Source organism: Rhizobium sp. 05N430, assembly GCF_056396985.1.
Window position 1 is genome coordinate 83,695 of the sequence record NZ_JBFTMO010000014.1, and the last position, 20,240, is coordinate 103,934.

The 20,240-nt window shown below is 61.8% G+C and carries 19 protein-coding genes; 6 read left to right on the forward strand and 13 right to left on the reverse strand.

Annotated elements, in window-relative coordinates:
- Positions 1 to 120 precede the first annotated feature (120 nt).
- A complete protein-coding gene (locus AC1DJO_RS23610) occupies positions 121 to 786 on the reverse strand; it encodes a hypothetical protein (RefSeq protein WP_477973182.1) in 666 nt (221 codons plus the stop codon).
- A gap of 2 nt (positions 787 to 788) precedes the next feature.
- Positions 789 to 1,097 carry a DUF3572 domain-containing protein gene (locus tag AC1DJO_RS23615; protein WP_112389695.1) on the reverse strand — a complete coding sequence of 103 codons (309 nt, stop codon included), beginning with the start codon at positions 1,095 to 1,097 and terminating at the stop codon, positions 789 to 791.
- A 135-nt stretch (positions 1,098 to 1,232) separates the two neighbouring features.
- Between AC1DJO_RS23615 and AC1DJO_RS23620 the strand changes: the two genes are divergently transcribed.
- Complete coding sequence (locus tag AC1DJO_RS23620; protein WP_003547430.1) at positions 1,233 to 1,604, forward strand: response regulator; 372 nt, start codon at positions 1,233 to 1,235, stop codon at positions 1,602 to 1,604.
- Positions 1,605 to 1,622: 18 nt separating this feature from the next.
- Complete coding sequence (locus tag AC1DJO_RS23625; RefSeq protein WP_112516946.1) at positions 1,623 to 2,996, forward strand: PleD family two-component system response regulator; 1,374 nt, start codon at positions 1,623 to 1,625, stop codon at positions 2,994 to 2,996.
- Between the two features lie 761 nt (positions 2,997 to 3,757).
- Here AC1DJO_RS23625 and rpmG read toward each other — a convergent pair.
- From rpmG to topA, 5 genes are all read right to left on the reverse strand, one after another.
- Positions 3,758 to 3,925 carry a 50S ribosomal protein L33 gene (gene rpmG / locus AC1DJO_RS23630; protein ID WP_003587245.1) on the reverse strand — a complete coding sequence of 56 codons (168 nt, stop codon included), beginning with the start codon at positions 3,923 to 3,925 and terminating at the stop codon, positions 3,758 to 3,760.
- 93 nt (positions 3,926 to 4,018) lie between these two features.
- On the reverse strand, positions 4,019 to 5,203 hold the full coding sequence (locus AC1DJO_RS23635; protein ID WP_112517328.1) for an MFS transporter: 1,185 nt from the start codon (positions 5,201 to 5,203) through the stop codon (positions 4,019 to 4,021).
- Positions 5,204 to 5,477: 274 nt separating this feature from the next.
- Positions 5,478 to 5,936 (reverse strand): DUF983 domain-containing protein, encoded by a 459-nt coding sequence (locus AC1DJO_RS23640; protein WP_112516945.1) that lies wholly within the window; start codon positions 5,934 to 5,936, stop codon positions 5,478 to 5,480.
- A gap of 18 nt (positions 5,937 to 5,954) precedes the next feature.
- On the reverse strand, positions 5,955 to 8,324 hold the full coding sequence (gene rnr, locus AC1DJO_RS23645) for a ribonuclease R (RefSeq protein WP_477973185.1): 2,370 nt from the start codon (positions 8,322 to 8,324) through the stop codon (positions 5,955 to 5,957).
- A 2-nt stretch (positions 8,325 to 8,326) separates the two neighbouring features.
- On the reverse strand, positions 8,327 to 11,014 hold the full coding sequence (gene topA / locus AC1DJO_RS23650; protein WP_477973187.1) for a type I DNA topoisomerase: 2,688 nt from the start codon (positions 11,012 to 11,014) through the stop codon (positions 8,327 to 8,329).
- A gap of 251 nt (positions 11,015 to 11,265) precedes the next feature.
- Between topA and AC1DJO_RS23655 the strand changes: the two genes are divergently transcribed.
- Positions 11,266 to 11,445: a hypothetical protein gene (locus AC1DJO_RS23655; protein WP_112389701.1), complete on the forward strand. Its 180-nt coding sequence runs from the start codon at positions 11,266 to 11,268 to the stop codon at positions 11,443 to 11,445.
- A gap of 5 nt (positions 11,446 to 11,450) precedes the next feature.
- On the opposite strand, the gene dprA is transcribed toward AC1DJO_RS23655, so the two are convergent.
- The 5 genes from dprA to AC1DJO_RS23680 are packed head-to-tail and all read right to left on the reverse strand — an operon-like array spanning position 11,451 to position 15,687.
- Positions 11,451 to 12,596, reverse strand: a complete 1,146-nt coding sequence (gene dprA / locus AC1DJO_RS23660; protein WP_477973189.1) for a DNA-processing protein DprA — start codon at positions 12,594 to 12,596, stop codon at positions 11,451 to 11,453.
- Position 12,597: 1 nt separating this feature from the next.
- Positions 12,598 to 13,218, reverse strand: a complete 621-nt coding sequence (plsY, locus tag AC1DJO_RS23665) for a glycerol-3-phosphate 1-O-acyltransferase PlsY (RefSeq protein ID WP_477973191.1) — start codon at positions 13,216 to 13,218, stop codon at positions 12,598 to 12,600.
- A gap of 46 nt (positions 13,219 to 13,264) precedes the next feature.
- A complete protein-coding gene (locus AC1DJO_RS23670; protein ID WP_162706061.1) occupies positions 13,265 to 13,432 on the reverse strand; it encodes a hypothetical protein in 168 nt (55 codons plus the stop codon).
- Between the two features lie 12 nt (positions 13,433 to 13,444).
- The gene (locus AC1DJO_RS23675) at positions 13,445 to 14,734 is read right to left on the reverse strand and encodes a dihydroorotase (RefSeq protein ID WP_477973193.1); all 1,290 of its coding nucleotides are present in this window, start codon (positions 14,732 to 14,734) and stop codon (positions 13,445 to 13,447) included.
- Positions 14,731 to 15,687 carry an aspartate carbamoyltransferase catalytic subunit gene (locus AC1DJO_RS23680; protein ID WP_112389705.1) on the reverse strand — a complete coding sequence of 319 codons (957 nt, stop codon included), beginning with the start codon at positions 15,685 to 15,687 and terminating at the stop codon, positions 14,731 to 14,733. The genes AC1DJO_RS23675 and AC1DJO_RS23680 overlap by 4 nt, the downstream gene beginning before the upstream one ends.
- 177 nt (positions 15,688 to 15,864) lie before the next feature.
- On the opposite strand from AC1DJO_RS23680, the gene AC1DJO_RS23685 reads away from it, so the two are divergent.
- The gene (locus AC1DJO_RS23685) at positions 15,865 to 17,514 is read left to right on the forward strand and encodes an acyl-CoA dehydrogenase family protein (protein ID WP_477973195.1); all 1,650 of its coding nucleotides are present in this window, start codon (positions 15,865 to 15,867) and stop codon (positions 17,512 to 17,514) included.
- Between the two features lie 3 nt (positions 17,515 to 17,517).
- On the forward strand, positions 17,518 to 18,135 hold the full coding sequence (locus AC1DJO_RS23690) for a GNAT family N-acetyltransferase (RefSeq protein WP_477973197.1): 618 nt from the start codon (positions 17,518 to 17,520) through the stop codon (positions 18,133 to 18,135).
- 25 nt (positions 18,136 to 18,160) lie between these two features.
- Here the strand turns inward: AC1DJO_RS23690 and AC1DJO_RS23695 are convergent, their stop codons facing one another.
- On the reverse strand, positions 18,161 to 18,817 hold the full coding sequence (locus tag AC1DJO_RS23695) for a TetR/AcrR family transcriptional regulator (RefSeq protein ID WP_477973199.1): 657 nt from the start codon (positions 18,815 to 18,817) through the stop codon (positions 18,161 to 18,163).
- A 111-nt stretch (positions 18,818 to 18,928) separates the two neighbouring features.
- On the opposite strand from AC1DJO_RS23695, the gene AC1DJO_RS23700 reads away from it, so the two are divergent.
- Positions 18,929 to 20,140: a TCR/Tet family MFS transporter gene (locus tag AC1DJO_RS23700; protein WP_477973201.1), complete on the forward strand. Its 1,212-nt coding sequence runs from the start codon at positions 18,929 to 18,931 to the stop codon at positions 20,138 to 20,140.
- Positions 20,141 to 20,240 lie beyond the last annotated feature (100 nt).

Consider the following 20,240-nt stretch of genomic DNA (forward strand, 5'->3'; position numbering starts at 1 on the left):
GAACAAATATTGAACATCGCGACATTACGCTCTAAGTTCTTGAGTCTCAAGACAGAGGAGCGCCGTGGCGTTGGATAACAAACGGCATTTTGGGGCCGTTGGATCGATGAAGATAGCGGATCAGCCGCGGCCACTGCCACCGGAGGCGCCAAAGTGTTCGCCGATATGAACAGATGCCTCCTCCCAGCCCTTCACCCGGGCGATGCCTTCCATTGCCGAAGGCGCAAAGCGATGAATGTCCGACTCAGGCATCAGATGCAGCAGCAGGCAATCCTCGACATGTTCGTGGACGGAATGAAGGTTGCGGACCATGTCGTCGATAAAGGCAACGGGCACATCGCGGGCGCCGTGCAGCGCCTTCACGATCGGCCCCTTGGGCTGCAGCGAGGCGAGCAGCGGGTAATGCAGCTCGAAGCGGTCGAGCAATCTGCGGCGCTGGTCGCGATAGACGGGCGGCATGGCCGTCAGGAGCACGATGTCGGCGGTGCCGGAAAGGCGCGCCAGAGTTTCCTCTGCAAGCAGAAGCGGCGCCTGCCACTCTTCCTGCCGCTCGAAAAAGGTTTCGATCAGCCGGCTGACAGTGACTTCGTCAGCCGCTGTCCCGTCCGGCGTTTCGATGTTTCCGTGCAGCTTGAACGACCGCGGTACCAGCCGGTAGCCCTCGCTCTCAAGAAAGCGTTCGAACGGCGCGATGAATTGCAGCACGACGTCATCGACGTCGCAGACGATAAGCGGCCGGTCGGCGAGCCGCACATGCGATGTGTCGAGGTGCTCGATCGCGGCCACAGTCAATACTGCCCCGAATCGAGACCGGGCGACGAGAAATGCTGCCAGGCAGCCGTCAGCGCCTCTGGCGGCGTGCCGCTCGCCTGGCAAAAAGCCAAGGCCGTCGGCTCATGCTGCATGACGAAGTCGAGCATGCCGGAAAGGAAGGCCGTATCGTTGATCGCGTTGCGCACCTGGGCCGGTTCAATGCCGGTCAGCGCAAGAAAACGCGAAAACATGTCGGGTTCATTTGCAAGCCAGCCGAGTACGGCGATCGCCGTTTCATGCGGATCCCTGGCCAGTTGTTTAGAGGTCTTGAAGTTGCTTTGCATTTCGCTGGGTAAGTTACCTTTTTTTCAACCAAATACCGGTAGCTTGCCGCTATCGGTTTCGTCGAGCCGCGCGTTCGCAGGTCGCTTCTTGTCAGGCGGACATTTGCAGGGACGGAACATAGGAACGAGCTTGCCATGCCCAAACAGGTGATGATTGTAGAAGATAATGAGCTCAACATGAAGCTCTTTCGCGACCTGATCGAGGCCTCGGGATATACGACCATCCAGACCCGGAACGGCATGGAAGCGCTTGATCTTGCTCGAAAACACCGTCCGGATCTGATCCTCATGGACATTCAGCTGCCGGAGGTTTCCGGTCTCGAGGTGACCAAGTGGCTGAAAGAGGACGACGAACTTCATGTCATTCCCGTGATCGCGGTCACCGCATTCGCGATGAAGGGCGATGAGGAGCGAATCCGTCAGGGCGGCTGTGAGGCTTATGTGTCCAAGCCGATCTCGGTTCCCAAATTTATCGAAACGATCAAGACGTATCTCGGCGATGCTTAGTGCATCGGAAAGAAGCTCATGACTGCGCGCATTCTGGTTGTTGACGATATTCCGGCGAACGTGAAGCTGCTCGAAGCGCGGCTCGTCGCCGAGTATTTCGACGTGCTGACCGCTGCCGATGGCTATGAGGCGCTGGCGATCTGCGATCGCAACCAGGTCGATATCATTCTTCTCGATGTCATGATGCCCGGTCTCAACGGCTTCGAGGTCTGTGAGCGCCTGAAGGCTAATCCGAAGACTTCGCATATTCCCGTCGTCATGGTCACCGCGCTCGATCAGCCAGCCGACCGCGTGCGCGGCCTGAAGGCCGGTGCCGACGATTTCCTGACCAAGCCGGTCAACGACCTACAGCTGATCTCGCGGGTCAAGAGCCTGCTGCGCCTGAAGACGCTGAGCGACGAGCTTCGCATCCGCGCCGAAACGGCGCAGACCATGGGCATGGACGATCTGCTGCGGGCAGGCGAGGGACGTGCCGAGGACGCAGGCCAGATCCTGCTTGTCGATGGCCGCGCCAATTCGCAGGAACGCATCATCAAGACGCTGAAGCCGATCGCCGATGTGACGGCGATCTCAGATCCGCAGGCGGCTCTCTTCGAAGCGGCGGAAAATGCGTTCGAGCTGGTGATCGTAAACACCAATTTCGACGATTACGATCCGCTGCGGCTCTGCTCTCAGTTCCGCTCACTGGAGCGCACACGCTTCCTGCCGATCCTGATCATCACCGAGCAGGGCGCCGACGATATGGTCATCCGGGCGCTGGATCTCGGCGTCAACGACTACATCATCCGTCCGCTCGATCCGAACGAGCTTGTCGCCCGCAGCCTGACCCAGATCCGCCGCAAGCGCTTCAACGACCGTCTGCGCGCCAGCGTCAAGCACACGATCGAGCTCGCGGTTACCGACGCACTCACTGGGCTGAATAACCGCCGCTATCTCGACAATCACCTGAACGTGCTCTTCAACCGCTCGATGGCGCGGGGCAAGCCGCTCTCGGTGCTGATCACCGACATCGATCGATTCAAGCAGGTCAACGATACCTACGGGCATGATGCCGGCGACGAAGTCCTGAAGGAGTTTGCCAACCGCATCCGCTCGACCGTGCGCGGCGCCGATCTTGCCTGCCGCTATGGCGGCGAGGAATTCGTCGTCGTCATGCCCGATACTTCCCCGGAGGTCGCGGCAGCCGTGGCGGAGCGCCTGCGGGCTTCGATCGAAGACAATGGCTTCACGTTGAAATCGGCAGGCGAGGAGCTAAAGGTCACGGCCTCGTTCGGCATCGCTTCGCGCCAATCGAGCGTATTGACGCCTGATCAGCTGATGAAGCAGGCCGATCTCGCGCTTTACGAAGCGAAGAACACCGGCCGCAACCGAGTCGTCGCCGCGGCGGCCTGACTACACCAGGCCTGTTTAGCGGGTGGTTTTCCCAGTTTTCCACCGGCAGCGGTGAAAGATTAACAAATTTTAATGATGCCGCTGCCATATCGCATGCTGTTTTTCAACTAAGACCCCAAAAATGGAGAGCCGATACAATCGTCCAATTTGAGGGGGATTTGTGTTCGTTTTCACGAATAGAATCGTTCTCAAAAGTCAGCGTCAAGCATAAATCGTTTTTCGCCAAGAGTTGTGGTGGTGCTACTATTCGCGTGAGCGTAAATCGGCTACCTAACGTAACGGAAGTGCGCGATAATTGTACTGATATATATTTCCGGTGTTCTTCGATCGCGTTTTTCTTCATCAAGTAAAGAAACGTGATTCGTTCATTTCGCACCTGCCCCAAAATTGGACTTTTAACCATAGGGACAAGCTCACAAATCTAATCATTAAGAATTTGTTGATTTTCTTTCATTTTCGGGCAAATTATCGAGCCATAAGAAAAGCGCTCCCGAACATGGGATGCCGAGATACCCCATGATGCTCAGGTCCGCCGCATCTCCTGGGTCGTGGGGTCGGTCGGCTAGTTCGCAACTTTAAGCGGTTCCTCGTGCCGCGTTGCTTGCTGGCCGACCCCCTTTCGTAAAAACACCGCCCTTGCCGATAAACCGGTAGGGCGGTGTTTTTGTTTGCGCTAACATTTATCGTGACGGTAGACCGGAAAACGAAAAAAGCGCGCAGCCGTTGGGCGCGCGCCTTTTTCAAAACCAAGGGATCAAGAATTACTTGATCTTGGTTTCCTTGAACTCGACATGCTTCTTAGCAATCGGGTCGTACTTGGTCTTGGTCATCTTGTCCGTCATCGTACGGCTGTTCTTCGTCGTGACGTAGAAGAAGCCGGTGTCGGCCGTCGACAGCAGCTTGATCTTGATTGTGGTAGCCTTAGCCATGGTCGTCCTGCCTTTAATAAAATGAATGCCGTGGCAAGCCGGATGGGCTCCACGGCAAATTCTGGCGCGAAAATACGAATCTCGCCCGAAATGTCAACCTCGCTTTCGAATGAAAAGCAGTCTTATGCCTGAAAGCAGGGCATAAATGCCGAAGAAGCCGGCGATTGCCCAGGCAAATCCGTTATTGCCGGCAACGTCGATCGCCGCGCCGATCACCTGCGGACCGGCAACGGTGCCAACGGCGTAACAGAAGACGAAGGCGGCGTTGGCGGCGGCGAGGTCGGAGCCCGTCAGCCGCGAGCCGAGATGGTTGAGCCCGACCGTGTACAGGCCGGCCACACAGCCGCCCCAGAAGAGAAGGACGCCTGCCATGAGTACCCAGCTATGCACGAGCAGCGGCAGCATCAGCGAGCCGATACAGCCCATGAAAGCCATAGCTGCGAGCAGGGGGCGCTTGTCCTTCATTTTGTCGGACAGCAGGCCGACGGGGATCTGGAAGATCACGTTGCCGATGCCCATCACCGTCAGCAGCAGGGCAGCCTGCGATTCGGTAAAGGCGGCGCGGGTGGCGTAGATCGGAAACAGCGAGAGGCCGCCGGCTTCCACCGCCCCGAAGATGAAGACGGCGGCGGTCGCCGTCGGCACCAGGAAGACGTAGCGCATGAAATGCAGTTCCGGCTTCTCTTCCAGCACCGGGCTTTCGTAGCGCGCGATGAAGATCGGGATCGCGGCAAGCAGGATGGCGACGGCGCCGACGGCAAAGGGAAGCACGCCGTCGCTGCCGAGGATCGAGAAGAGCAGGGGGCCGGCGGCAAAGCCAAGCGATAGCACTGTCGCGTAGATGCCGAGCACGAAGCCGCGTTTCGATCGCGGTGATGCGGCGTTGATCCAGAACTCGGACAGGATGAAGAGCGTTGTCGTCGCGCCATGAAAGGCGAAGCGCAACGGGAACCACATCCAGAAGTCCTGGGCGTAATAGAAGCCGATGGCGCTGAGTGCCGAGATCACCACGGCCCACAGCATGGTGGAGGCAACGCCGTATTTATGCGCCAGCTTCGTCGTGATCGGCGCGGCAGCCATGGCGGCAACGCCGGCCATCGCGGTGTTCAGTCCGATCAGCGTCGACGAAATACCGCGCTTCTCGAGGATGATGCTGAGCAGCGGAAGGCCAAGGCCGATCGCTATGCCGACGGCAGAGATCGACGAGACGGCGGCAACGAGCGACGGCCAATGGATTTCTTCAACATCGCCTGGCGTGCCGTTTCTCGGCTGAGACATATATCCATCCTTGAATGACTGAAACGAATCACCCGTCTCGTGCCACACAGAAGGGCACAGACATGCCAAATCCAGGTGACGGGCAGAGCTTTAAGGGAAGTCCGGCGCTGATGGCAAGAGATCGAATAGTCGAACATCAGATCAGTCAAGAAAACGCGCACCACTTTATTCGCCGGACAAAGACACAGGCAGGCAAAAAAGCCCGCCACGCGCATGAGCGTTGCCCAATACAAGCGAATTATGTCTGGATGGTGAAGGTGCCTCGAAACGCGCCCTAGGGCTTGTCCCTGCCGGGAATCTCATAGACGTCGTGGTCGTCGCTATGACCGCCGAACCCGTGCAGCCGCAGCGCCCATTGCAGGCCGATGACGCCGCCCTTGATCGGCTGGATGATGAGGAGCGCCGAGAGCAGCGTCGCCGGCGCCCAGATGGCGAAGGTCAGCCACATCGGCAGCGGCCAGACGAGATCGGTCAGCATGTAGCCGCCGAGAATGACGTGGCCGATGACGAAGATCGTCAGATAGGGCGGCAGGTCGTCGGAACGGTGATGATGCATGGCCTCGCCGCAGGCCGCGCAGTTGTCCACCGGCTTCAGAAACGCCCGGAACAGCTTGCCGCTGCCGCAGTTCGGGCATTTGTTCAGCATGCCGCGGATGATCGAGCGCGTCAGCGGACGTTCGGTCGCGTCTGTGCCGCCGAATTGGACCGGGTGATCGGGTGCAGGCGTCGTCATCGCAGTCTTCCTCTGGCGTTAGCGCCGCCCGCGCGGCGGTCTCGTGCCTGCCTTCTTGCGGGCCTGCATGTTATCGCGGCGGCCGGACTTGTGGAACGAGCGCACCGCCGTCGGCATCGCCCGTCCTTCGCTGACCATCTCGAAGCGCAGCGCGCCGGCCAGCGGAATAGCCTCGGCAAGCTTGACAGTGACGGTGTCGCCGAGACGGTAGCCGAGCCCGGTCCGCTCTCCCGACAGCGCCTGATGCGCTTCGTCGTAGATGAAATAGTCGCTGCCCAGTGTAGATATAGGGATGAAGCCGTCAGCTCCATACTCGGGCAGGGCGACAAATAGTCCTGACTTGGTCACGCCCGAAACCCGTCCCTCGAACTCCTCGCCGACGCGGCCGGCAAGATGGTGGGCGATCAGGCGGTCGACGGTCTCGCGTTCGGCAGCCATCGCCCGGCGCTCGAAGGTTGAGATTTCGGCGGCGATATCGTCGAGTGCTGCTTCTTCCTCGGGCGTGATCCCGCCTTCGCCGAAACCCAGCGAGCCGACCAGGGCGCGATGCACGATCAGGTCGGCGTAGCGGCGGATCGGCGAGGTGAAATGCGCATATTTCATCAGGTTCAGGCCGAAATGCCCGATATTCTCGGGGCTGTAGATCGCCTGGCTCTGCGAGCGCAGCACCATTTCGTTGACCATCGTCTGATGCGGCGTGCCGTCTGCCGTCGCAAGGATACCGTTGAAATTGTTGGCGCGCATGTTGCCGCCCTTGGCAAGCGAAATGCCGAGTGTTGCCAGGAACTCGCGCAGGATCTCCTGTTTGGCAAGCGTCGGGCCGTCATGCACGCGATAGATCAGAACCTGCTTCTTCTTCTCCAGCGTCTCGGCAGCCGAAACGTTGGCCTGGATCATCATCTCTTCGATGAGTTTGTGCGCGTCGAGCCGCGGCGGCACGAAGACGCGGTCGACGGTGCCGTCTGCCTTCAGCAGGATCTTGCGCTCGGGCATGTCGAGCTCGAGCGGCTGGCGCCGCTCCCGGCCGCGCGTCATCACCGCATAGGCGTTCCACAGCGGCTTCAGGATCGGCTCCAGCATCGGGCCGGTCTTGTCGTCAGGCTTGCCGTCGATCGCCGCCTGCGCCTGCTGGTAGGAGAGCTTCGCCGCGCTCTTCATCATGATCCGGTGGAAGGTGTGGCCGATCTTGCGGCCTTCCTTCGAAAACACCATGCGCACCGCAAGTGCCGGACGATCGACGCCCTCGCGCAGCGAGCAGAGATCGTTGGAGATGCGTTCCGGCAGCATCGGCACGACGCGATCCGGGAAATAGACCGAATTGCCCCGTTTCAGCGCCTCGCGGTCGAGCTGCGATTTCGGCCGGACATAATAGGAGACGTCGGCAATCGCGACGGTGACGATGACGCCATCGGCATTGTCGGGCGAGGGGTCGGTCTCGGCATAGACGGCGTCGTCGTGATCCTTGGCATCGGCGGGGTCGATGGTGATCAGCGGAACGTCGCGCCAGTCCTCGCGATGCGACATCGAAGCAGGCTTGGCAGCCTCCGCCTCATCGATGACGGCCTGCGGGAAGACATGCGGAATGCCCTGGGCGTGGATGGCGATCATCGAGATCGCCTTTTCGGATCCGACGGAGCCGACGACCGAGAGAACCTTGGCGCGCGGCAGGCCGAAGCGGCCGAGCCTTGCGATCTCGACCTCGACCAGGTCGCCGTCCTTGGCGCTGCCGGTATATTCAGGGTCGATCACCATTTCCTCGCCGCGCCGCTCGATCGGCAGCAGGCGTCCGGCGCCGCCGGGTGCTGCGCGGAACACGCCCATGCTGGCGCCGCGGCGCTTGTCGAGAACCTTGATGATGCGGGCGGTATAGGAGGGGCCGCCGCGATCGGCAGCCGGAAAGATTTTCGCGAGAACCCGGTCGCCCATGCCGGCAACGGGCGCTTTGCCCTTGCCCTGGCGTCCCGCAGGTGAGGACTGGCGGATGGCAACGGCAGGCGCGACGCCCTGATCATCGGGCCATTCTGCCGGGCGGCCTATCAGCTCGCCATCCTTGTCGCGCGTGGTGATGTCGAGAACGGTCACCGGCGGCAATGCGCCCGGGCGGATCAGCGACTTGCGGGTCTTCTGCAGCATTCCCTCTTGCTCGAGGTCACGCAGCAGATGCTTGAGTTCGACGCGCGTATTGCCCTTGAGGCCGAACGCCTTGGCGATCTCGCGCTTCGATGCCTTCTGCGGATGGTCGGCGATGAAGCGCAGTATCACTTCGCGCGACGGCATGGCGCCGTGGACGATGTCCACTGCTTCAGGTTGGGCTTCGCTGCCCGCACGGCCAACCTTGCCCGGACGCTTGCCCGGGCCTCTTGTCTTCTCGCGCGGTATCTTGCTCACACTCAGCTCTTCTTCGCTTTGGCAGGCGCCTTGGCCTTCGCCGCTTTCGGTTTCGCGGCAGCCTTGGTCTTGGCTGCGGCCTTCGGCTTGGCGGCAGTCTTGGTTGCCTTGCCTTCGGCAGCGGCTGCCTTCGGCTTGGCCTTGCCCTTCGGAGCCGGTGCCTTGCCGGCCTTGGCGGTGATCAGCTCGACGGCTTCCTCGACGGTGATCGCCTGCGGATCCTTGCCCTTCGGCAGTGTCGCGTTGACCTTGCCCCAATTGACATAGGGGCCATACTTGCCGTCGCGCACGGTGATCGCACCGCCGCCATCCGGATGCTCACCGAGCTCCTTCAGCGCCGCCGGCGTTCCACGGCCGCGGCCGCCCGGTCCCTTGGCGGCCTTTTCGGCAATCACGGTGACGGCACGGTTGAGGCCGACGGAGAACACGTCCTCGACGGTTTCGAGGTTCGCGTAGCCGCCGTCATGCAGCAGGAACGGTCCGTAGCGGCCGATGCCCGACGAGATCATCTTGCCGGTTTCCGGATGCTTGCCGATATCGCGCGGCAGCGAGATCAGCGCCATGGCCTTCTCGTAGTCGATATCTTCAGGCTTCCATCCCTTCGGCAGCGAGGAGCGCTTCGCATCTTTGCCATCGCCACGCTGGATATAAGGCCCGAAGCGGCCCGAGCGCAGCGTCAGCTCTTCGCCGGTCGTCGGATCGGTGCCGAGGTTCTTCGGCTCGTTCAGCGCCGTGCCTTCGCCTTCGCCATTGTTTTCCGAGGAGAGCTGGCGGGTGTAGTTGCATTCCGGATAGTTCGAGCAGCCGACGAAGGCGCCGTATTTGCCGAGCTTCAGCGACAGGTTGCCGGTGCCGCAGACCTGGCAGATGCGCGGATCGCTGCCGTCCTCGCGCTTCGGAAACACCAGCGGCGCCAGCGATTCATTCAGCGAGTCGAGCACGTTGGTGACGCGCAGTTCCTTGGTGTCTTCGATCTGGGCAAAGAAATCCTGCCAGAAGTCGCGCAGAACCTGCTTCCAGTTCAGCTCGCCTGCCGAGATGCGGTCGAGCTTTTCTTCGAGATCGGCCGTGAAATCGTATTCGACATATTTGGTGAAGAAGCTTTCGAGGAAGGCTGTCACCAGCCGTCCCTTCGAATGCGGGATCAGCTTGCGCTTGTCGATCGTCACATATTCGCGGTCGCGAAGCGTGGCGAGCGTTGCAGCATAGGTGGACGGGCGGCCGATGCCGAGCTCTTCCATCTTCTTGATCAGCGAGGCTTCGGAATAGCGCGGCGGCGGTTCGGTGAAGTGCTGCGTCGAATTGATCTTCTGCTTCGCGAGGCTTTCGCGGGCATTGATCTCGGGCAGGCGGCCATCTTCGTCGTCGTTGTCGTCGCTCTGCTCGCCGTCTTCCTTCTGATCCGTATAGGCGGCGATGAAGCCGTCGAAACGGATCACCGAGCCGACGGCGCGAAGACCGGCCTTTTCGCCGCCCTTGTCGGCGGTGATCTCGGCGGTCGTGCGCTCGATTTCGGCCGAGGCCATCTGGCTGGCGATGCCGCGCTTCCAGATCAGGTCGTAAAGCCTGATCTGGTCGGCATCCAGGTACTTGCGCACCTCGTCAGGCGTGCGGTTGAAATCGGTCGGCCGGATCGCTTCGTGAGCTTCCTGGGCGTTCTTCGCCTTGGTGGAGTAGAGGCGGGCCTTGTCGGGAACGTAACGGCTGCCGAACTGATCGAGGATAGCGCTGCGCGCCGCATCGATCGCTTCAGGCGCCATCTGCACGCCGTCGGTACGCATATAGGTAATGAGACCGACGGTCTCGCCGCCGATGTCGACGCCTTCATAGAGCTTCTGCGCCACCTGCATGGTGCGCGATGCCGAGAAGCCGAGCTTCGAGGAAGCGGCCTGCTGCAGCGTCGATGTCGTGAACGGCGGCGACGGATTGCGCTTGACGGGCTTCGCCTCGACGCTGCCGACGACATACGAAGCGCCGTCGAGCAATGCCTTCAGCTTGCCGGCTTCCTCGCCGTTGCCGATGGCGCGCGGCTGCAACCGCTTGCCATTGGCCGCAACCAGCTTGGCTTCGAACTCATCGCCGCGCGGTGTCTTCAAGAGCGCCGAGATGTTCCAGTATTCTTCCGAAATGAAGCGCTCGATCTCGGATTCACGGTCGCAGACGAGGCGCAAAGCCACCGACTGCACGCGCCCGGCCGAGCGGGCGCCCGGCAACTTGCGCCAGAGGACCGGCGACAGGTTGAAGCCGACGAGATAATCGAGAGCACGGCGCGCCAGATAGGCATCGACCAGCGGCACGTCGATATCGCGCGGATCGGCCATTGCATCGAGCACGGCCTTCTTGGTGATTGCGTTGAAGACCACGCGCTTGACGGTCTTTCCGCCGAGCACCTTCTTCTTGTTCAGCATGTCGAGCACATGCCAGGAAATCGCTTCGCCTTCGCGATCAGGGTCGGTTGCCAGGAACAGGCCGTCGGAGGATTTCACCGCATCGGCAATATCCTTCATACGCTTGGCCGAGGCTCCATCGACCTCCCAAAGCATTTCGAAATCCTGATCGGGCAGAACCGATCCGTCCTTTGCAGGCAGATCGCGAACGTGACCGAAGGAGGCGAGCACCTTGTATCCAGGACCCAGATACTTGTTGATCGTCTTTGCCTTCGCAGGCGATTCTACCACGACTACATTCATGATGATTCTCTAAAAACTGCCGCGTCCGGCGGGAGGATGAGCGCAATACTTGCCGCTTGCAGATTGCCGGTTCTCCGACATGGACAGGGAAATGGCTTCGGTCAAGGGGTTTACTTCAATTTTACGTTTTGCAACGCGATGCAACCTGAGAGGGATTATAAACGTATTGCAATTTAAGATAATTGCGTTATCGTTTTTCAGGTGTGGTCAAGGCCCCTCCCAAGCCGCCGTCCGTCATTCAGAGACTGTCCATGTCGCCCAAGGGTTTCAACAAGAGAACCGACAAATCGGCTTCGCGCGAAAACATCGCCTTTGTTAGGCAGATGCTGGCGGAGTTGCGTCAGGTTGCCGAAAAGGAAGACGCCAGCATGCTCTGCTATCTGATCGAGATGGCCTATGTTGAGGCCGGCGAACTTCACAACCGCATGTAGTGCGCTCAGTCTCCCATCGCAAGGGAGACCATGCCGCCGGGATGCCGGTGCAGCCGCCCGGCAATATCCAGCTCCAGCAGAACCAGATAGACCGAAGGCGCCGGAAGTCCGGTATGGCGGATGATGTCGTCAACCTCGACCGGTGCCGGACCGAGCGCATCGGTGATCCGCGCCCGCTCGGAATCGTCGGGCGGCGACAGGCCCGGCTCGTTGCCGGCGGGCTCCTCCGCCACCGGTGCCGAAAACAGGTCGAGCTGCGAAAGCGGCGCGAGCGCCTCGATCACGTCGTCGGGCGAGGTGACGATCATCGCCCCGTCTTTCAACAGGCCGTTGGTGCCCTGGCAGCGCGGATCGAGCGGCGAGCCGGGCACGGCAAAGACCAGCCGCCCGAATTCTCCGGCCAGCCGGGCCGTGATCAGCGAGCCCGACCGCGTTGCCGCCTCGACGACGACGAGCCCAAGCGCGATGCCGGCGATCAGCCGGTTGCGGCGCGGGAAGTCACGGGCGCGGGGTTCCCAGCCGAACGGCATTTCGCTGATCGCCAGTCCGTTGCCGCTGCAGATCTCATCGAGCAGCGGCACATTCTCCGGCGGGTAGGGCTGGTCGAGACCACCAGCGAGAGCAGCCATGGTGCCGGTATCGAGACTGGCGCGGTGGGCGGCGGTATCGATGCCGCGGGCAAGGCCGGATACGACGGCATAGCCCGCCCGGCCGCAATCCCTGGCGATCATCGCCGCAAACTTCGCGCCGCTGATCGAGGCATTGCGCGAGCCGACGATGCCGGTTGTCGGCCGATGCAGAACGGAAACGTCGCCTTTGACGGCAATCAGCGGCGGAGCGCCATCGATCTGGCGAAGGGCTTGCGGATAGTCGGGTTCGCCGATGCCGATGAAGCGGGCGCCGAAACGGCGGGCCGTTTCCAGCTCGCGATGCGCTTCGGCCTCGGTGGCGATCCTGATCGCCCGCGTGGCGCCGCCGCGGGCCGAAAGCTCGGGCAGGGCGGCAAGTGCCGCCTCGGCGGAACCGAAATGATTGATGAGTCCTCGAAAGGTGGCAGGCCCGACATTGTCGGAGCGGATCAGCCGAAGCCAGGCGATCCGTTGCCGGTCCGAAAGCGCAATTCCCTTTGGCCTTGCGCTTTCGACGTCCATCCTACCCCTTCGCCCCGATCTTGCTTTCTGTCCCGCCGATGAGCCGGGAGATGTTGGCCTTGTGTTTGTAATAGGAGATGACCGACATGATCGCCATGACGGCTGCAACCTTTTCGTATCCAAATATCCACAATGCAACCGGAATGACAAGCATCGCCGTGAGCGCCGCCAGCGACGAGTAGCGGAAGACGAAGGCCATGGTCAGCCAGACGGCGGCGAACAACAGAACGAAGAGCGGCGCAACGCCGAGCAGCGTGCCGATATAGGTTGCGACACCCTTGCCGCCCTTGAAGCCCAGCCAGACCGGGAAGAGGTGGCCGAGGAAGGCAAAGAGGCCGGCAATGGCGCTAGCTTCGGGCCCTGCGACATAGGCCATGATCCAGGCTGCGACTGTTGCCTTCAGCGCGTCGAGCAGCAGGGTTGCCGCAGCAAGCTTCTTGTTGCCGGTGCGCAGCACGTTGGTGGCGCCGATATTGCCCGAACCGATATTGCGGACGTCACCGAGACCGGCTGCCCGCGTCAGGATCAGGCCGAATGGAATGGAGCCGAGCAGATAGCCGGCAACGGCTGCAGCAAGCGCCATGGGCAGAGTGATCTGCCAGTTGGTGAGTTCCGAAATCATGTCCCCTCCACCTTATATTCTACGGCCTTGTCCCGAAGCCGCTGTCTTAACCGTTCTCGAAGACCCAGATTTCCGCGCCACCGAGCAGCAGCGCGGCCAGCGTGCAGAGCGTCACGAATACGGTGCTCAGCACGATGGTCGACGAATAGTGCTTTGAGCCTCGCTGCTTCCGGATCGGGGCGGCATGATGACTGTCGTTCTCGTTCTCATTCATGCCGCTACCTCCTCAGTCCAGCGAATGCACCTTCGTTCCACCCACGTAAGTCGCAACCGCCCGGCCCGAGAAACGGGCATCCTCGAAAGGCGTGTTCTTCGAGCGCGACAGAAGCATGTCTTTCGAAACGAGCCAAGGCTCTTCGAGATCGATCAGCGTGATGTCCGCCTTGGCGCCGGGCTTCAGCGTTCCGGCTTCGAGGCCGAAAATCTGTGCGGGGCGGGTGGACATCGCATCGATCAGCCGCATCAGGCTGACGCGGCCGCTGTGGTGCAGGCGAAGCGCCGCCGCCAGCATGGTTTCGAGCCCGACGGCGCCGTCGGCCGCTTCGCCGAAGGGCAGGCGCTTGGTATCGACATCCTGCGGATCATGCGAGGAGACGATGATATCGATCTCGCCCTTCGCCAGCGCATCGACCATCGCCACGCGATCGTCTTCGATGCGCAGCGGCGGGTAGAGCTTGAAGAAGGTGCGGTACTCGCCGATGTCGTTCTCGTTGAGCGCCAGGTTGTTGATCGAGATGCCGCAGGTGACCTTCGCGCCGCGGCGCTTGGCAAGCTGGATCGCCTCGACCGACTCAGGCACCGAGATCATCGCCGCGTGATAGTTGCCGCGGGTTAGCTGGGCGATGCGCAGGTCGCGTTCGAGCGGGATCAGCTCGGCTTCCTTCGGAATGCCGCCGAGGCCGAGCCAGCTGGCGAACAGGCCTTCGTTCATGACGCCTGTCGCGCCGAGATATTTGTCGCGGGTCTCGCAGGAGATCACGGCGCCGAATTCGCGGGCATAGGTCATCACCCGGCGCAGCACCTGCGTGTCATGAATGCTGGAGCGGCCATCGGTAAACGCGACGGCACCGGCTTCCATGAGAAGGCCGATTTCGGTCATTTCCTCACCGACCAGATGCTTGGTGATCGCCGCTGCCGGATAGACATTGACGAGCGCCTTGTCCTTGGCGGTCTTCTTGACGAATTCGACCAGCGCGATGTCGTCGATCACCGGGTCGGTATCCGGCATCATGATGATGGAGGTGACACCACCGGCTGCGGCGGCGCGGCTGGCGGAAGCAATCGTCTCGCGATGTTCGGCACCCGGCTCGCCGATATGGACGCGGGCATCGACGAGGCCGGGTACGGCAACGAGGCCGTTGCAGTCGCGGATCTCTGCGCCTGCGGGTGCACCCTGGTTCAGCGCGTCCTTGCCGGCGGCAACGATCACGCCGTCCTTGACGACGATGGTGCCCGTTTCATCGAGATTGCGTGAGGGATCGATGATGCGGACATTGTTGAGGACGAGGTTGCTCATGCGCCCACTCCTTCGGTCCGCGGCCCCTGATTCTGAGAAACAAGCAGGGTTTCCATCACGGCCATGCGCACGGCGACACCCATCTCGACCTGTTCGGCGATCACGCTTTGCGGACCGTCGGCGACCTCGGAGGCGATCTCAACGCCGCGGTTCATCGGCCCCGGATGCATGACCAGGGCATCTTCCTTTGCTGATTTCAGCGTTTCGGCATCGAGGCCGTAGAAATGGTAATACTCACGCACCGACGGCACGAAGGCGCCGGACATGCGCTCGCGCTGCAGGCGCAGCATCATCACCACGTCTGCGTCCTTCAGGCCTTCCTTCATCGAATGGAAGACTTCGACGCCCATGTCGGCGATCCCGGCGGGAAGCAGCGTTGCCGGAGCGACGACGCGCACCCGGGCGCCCATGGCGTTCAGAAGCAGGATGTTGGAGCGGGCAACGCGAGAATGCAGCACGTCGCCGCAGATCGCGACGATGATGCGCGACAGCTTGCCCTTGGCACGGCGGATCGTCAACGCGTCCAGCAGTGCCTGGGTCGGATGCTCATGCTGTCCGTCACCGGCATTGACGACCGAGCAGGAGACTTTCTGTGCGAGGAGCGCGGCTGCACCCGCGCTCGAATGGCGGATCACCAGCACATCGGGGCGCATCGCGTTCAGCGTCATCGCCGTATCGATCAGGGTTTCGCCCTTCTTCACCGACGAGTTGCCGACCGACATGTTCATGACGTCGGCGCCAAGGCGTTTGCCGGCCAGTTCGAAGGAGGCCTGCGTACGTGTCGATGCTTCGAAGAAGAGGTTGATCTGCGTCAGACCTCTCAGCGTCGACGTCTTCTTTTCTCTCTGTCGGCTGATCTTGACGGCCTCGTCGGCCTTGTCGAGGAGAAGGGTGATATCCTGCTCGGTGAGACCTTTGATACCGATGAGGTGGCGGTGGGGGAAAAAGACCATGAACCTGCCTCTTGCTGTGTCGCTGGGTCTATAATGAGTGCCGTCCGCGGCTGCAAGCTTGTGCTGTGGGCAAAGCTCTGTGTCCCCATGCAATTTTGCCGCAAATCCGCTAGAGCTGGAGTTGAAATCGTCAAGTTCCGGTTTCCATTTATCTGGCTCATGCAATAGAAGCGACTCATGACTCCCGCTGAAGAAAAACTCGCCGAGCTGAACCAGCCAGGCCTCTGGTCCGGTATCAACGCCTACCGCTCCGATCCGCTGATCGTCGACCTGACGGCGGGTCTGCCGCGCGGCACGCGTGAAGACCTGGAAAACATGGGCCGCTACGTCACCTCTCCGGAGGCGCAGGAACTGGCCCGCATGGCGAACGAGGGCGTGCCGAAGCTGCGCACGCATGGGCCGCGCGGCGAGCGTCTCGATGTCGTCGAATTCCATCCGGCATGGCACGCGCTGATGCGCCGCTCGATGTCCGTCGGCCTGCATTCTTCCGTCTGGGATCCGCAGGCCGATGCCGACGCCAAGGACCAGTCGCACAAGATCCGCGCCGCGCGCTTCTATCTGACGGCGCAGCTGGAATCCGGCCATCTCTGCCCGCTGACGATGACCAGCGCCTCCGTGGCCGCTCTCTCGGCGTCGCCTGCCGTTCAGAAGGACTGGGCGCCGAAGATCCTGTCGCGCAAATACGATTCCTCGAACAAGCCCGCCATGCAGAAGTCTGCCGTGACGATCGGCATGGGCATGACCGAGAAACAGGGCGGCACCGACGTCCGCTCCAACAAGACGACCGCGGAGAAGGTCAGCGAAGGCATCTACCGTCTCTCGGGCCATAAGTGGTTCATGTCGGCGCCGATGAGCGACGCCTTCATCATGCTGGCGCAGACCAAGGACGGCATGGGCTGCTTCCTGGTGCCGCGCCTGCTGGAGGACGGTTCGGCCAACGGCCTGCAGTTCCAGCGCCTGAAGGACAAGGTCGGCAATCGTTCGAATGCCTCCTCGGAAGTCGAGTTCAACGATACGTTCGGCTTCCTACTCGGCGGTCCCGATGCCGGCATCCGTACGATCCTCGACATGGTGACGCTGACGCGGCTCGATTGCGCGCTGGCCTCCTCGGGGATCATGCGGGCTTCGCTCGCCGAAGCCGTCCACCACACCCGCGGCCGCAGCGTTTTCGGCAAGATGCTCGTCCACCAGCCGATCATGACCCGCGTTCTCGCCGACATGGCGCTCGACGTCGCCGCCGCGACGGCATTGTCCTTCCGTTTGGCCGATGCCTTCGACAAGGCACGCAACAACGCAGAAGAGGCAGCCTATGCCCGCGTCATGACGCCGGTAGCCAAATACTGGTGCTGCAAGATTGCCCCAGCGCTGATCTATGAAGCGATGGAATGCATCGGCGGCAGCGGCTACATCGAGGAGCGCCCGATCGCCCGGCACTACCGCGAAGCTCCGGTCAATGCGATCTGGGAAGGCTCCGGCAACGTCATGGCGCTCGATCTTCTCAGGGTTCTCTCGCGCGGCAAGGATCTGTTCGAGACTGTCTTCGCCGGTCTCGCCCGCGATCTCGGCCCGGCCGGCAAGAAGACCATCGACGTGCTGCGCGCCGCCATGGCGCTTTGCGAGCGCGACGAGGGCGCTGCCCGCCTGCTGATCGAGCAGCTGGCGCTTGCCGCCGCTGCCGCCGAGCTCTATCGCCTCGGTGCAGGCCGCATCGCCGATGCCTTTATCGAGACCCGCCTGGCAGGCGGCTGGCGCGCCACCTACGGCATGCTCGATGCCCGCTTCGACGCGAGCTATATCGTCGATCTGCTGTATCCGCCGGCAAGCTGACCGATGGCAACGATCCGCAACGCACGCCCCGATGACCTCGAGGCGATCTACGAGATTTCATTGCTGACGGGAGAGGCCGGGCAGGATGCCTCGGCGCTCTATCACGATCGCAAGATGATCGGCCACATCTATTCGGCGCCTTACGTGACGCTGAGCCCGGAGACGTCCTTCGTCGTCGAGGATGCCGATGGCGTCGCCGGCTATGTCGTCGGCCCCTACGATACGCCTGCGTTCGAAGACCGTCTTGAAAGCGAATGGTGGCCCGCCTTGCGCGCCCGCTATCCGGCGCCGCAAGGCGATCCGGAAGGCTGGAATGCCGACCAGCGCCGCAGTTTCACCATCCACAATCCGCAGCGCGCTTTCGCGGCGCGCGCCGCCGAGTTCCCGGCCCATATCCATATGAACATGCTGCCGCGGCTGCAGGGGCAGGGGCTTGGCACCAGGCTTCTCGATCGCTGGATGACGTCGGCCCGCCAGGCCGGGGTCAAAGGTGTTCATCTCGGCACCAATGCGGGCAATATCGGCGGGCAGCGCTTCTGGGCCTCGCGCGGCTTCGAACGCCTCGCCCAGCCCTTCGTCGATCCCTCGGATCGCTCGATCTGGTTCGGCCAATATCTCTGATGTCTCCGGATGGAGACTTGCGCCGTCAGGCGTAGGGCGTTTCCGCCATAGCCGCTTTCACGCCGGTGCTTCCCCGATCGATCATGGCAAGGAAGAGGGCGGTCGCCTTCTCTGAATTCCCGTCCTGCCGGAATGCCCGATGTGCCTGAAGGAAGGCGACGCTCCAGGTTGCCAGCAGCAGGTTGGCGGCGAGATCGGCATCCGGATCGGACAACTCGCGCCCCACAGTCTCCGCCAGTCCAGCAGCGACAGTCTGCGCCAGCTCGTCGCGGATCGCCCGGGCACGCGCTTTCAGCGTCTCGCTGCGCTCGACCGTCGCAATAAAGCTCTGGCTGCGGTTGGAAAATTCCACATAGGGCCGCCGTTCGGCCACCAGCTGGTGGGCAAGCAGGCGCAAGGCCTCGACTGGCGGGACGGACGGATCGCGGTTTTGCAACGCATGGCGCAACGTCTCCCGCCCTTCCTCATCGCGGTCGAAGAACATGTCCTCTTTGCGCGGGAAGTGATTGAACACCGTCATCCGGCCGACATCGGCCGCAGCCGCGATGTCGTCGACCGTCACATGATCGAAGCCCCGCTCGAGAAACAGCCGGTCGGCGGCAAGAGAGATGGCCCGCCGTGTAGCGAGGCGTTTGCGGGATCGCCTGTCGTCAGGCTGATTGGAATCGAAAGTCGCGTTCATGTCCGCATCGTAGCGCAGTTTGTATACTGAGTATATATTTGCATTGACAGCCTGTGGTCGTAAGGCATATGTACTGAGTACATTTTCAAACTCGGTATAGTGGAGCCTGCCATGAACAAGGCACTTGTCGTCATCTTCACCACCATCGGTCTCGACGCGGTCGGGATCGGTCTGATCTTCCCCATTCTTCCGCGGCTGATCGCGGAAGTGACGCATGCAGGCAATGTCGCCGCCTATATCGGCATCATGACCTCGCTCTATGCGGCGATGCAGTTCATCTGTGCGCCGGTGCTCGGCGCTCTCAGCGACAGGCTCGGGCGGCGGCCGGTGCTGCTGATCTCGATGACAGGCGCTGCCGTCAACTATCTGATACTGGCCTTCGCGCCTCATCTGTGGATGCTGCTGATTGGCCGTGCCGTCGCCGGGCTGACAAGCGCCAACATCTCGGTCGCCAGCGCCTACATCACCGATGTCTCTGCGGAGGAGACACGTGCCCGCCGTTTCGGATTGTTCAACGCCACCTTCGGCATCGGCTTTATCGTCGGCCCGGTTCTTGGCGGCATCCTTGGCGATTACTGGCTGAGGCTGCCGTTCATAGCTGCCGCAGTTCTCAACGCCGGCAATCTGCTCCTGGCGCTGCTGGTGCTTCCGGAGTCGCGCAAACCGAGCCGTGAGCGGATCGATCTCGCCGCCCTCAACCCGCTTCGCCCGTTCCGCTGGTTGATCTCGATGCGCGGCTTGCTGCCGATCATCACTGTCTTCTTCATTTTCAGCGGCGTCGGCGAGGTCTATGGCACCTGCTGGGCTCTGTGGGGACATGACGTGTTCGGCTGGAACGGCCTGTGGATCGGCCTCTCACTCGGCACCTATGGCGCCTGCCAGGCTCTGGCGCAGATGTTCCTGCCGGGGCCTGCCGTGAAGCTGCTCGGCGAGCGCGTCACCATCCTGACTGGCCTTGCCGGCACCTCGCTGGCCCTTGCTGTCATGGCCTTCACCACGCAGCCGTGGATGATCTTTGCCGTCATGCCGGTCTTCGTGTTGGGCGGCATCGGCGTGCCGTCGCTGCAGTCCATGGCGACACGCATGGTGAGCGGCGAACAGCAGGGGCAGTTCCAGGGTCTGCTCGCCTCGGTCGTCAGCCTCTCGTCGATGGTCGCGCCGCTTGGCTTCTCCAGCTTCTATTTCGTCGTGCAGCGGCAATGGCCGGGCGCAATCTGGCTGTCGGCGATCGCCGTTTACGCGATCACCGTACCGATCGTCCTCGGCCTCAACATTCCCCCGAATGCGAACGGCCGAGGCCGGCTGAGGGAAGAGAGGCCGTGATCGTTGCATCACGGTCTCACCAATCTCCTGAAAACCATGGGATTATCCACAATCTATCAAGGCCTTGTCCGTTGCCGGGGCAGGGTGCCGTTGTTACTCA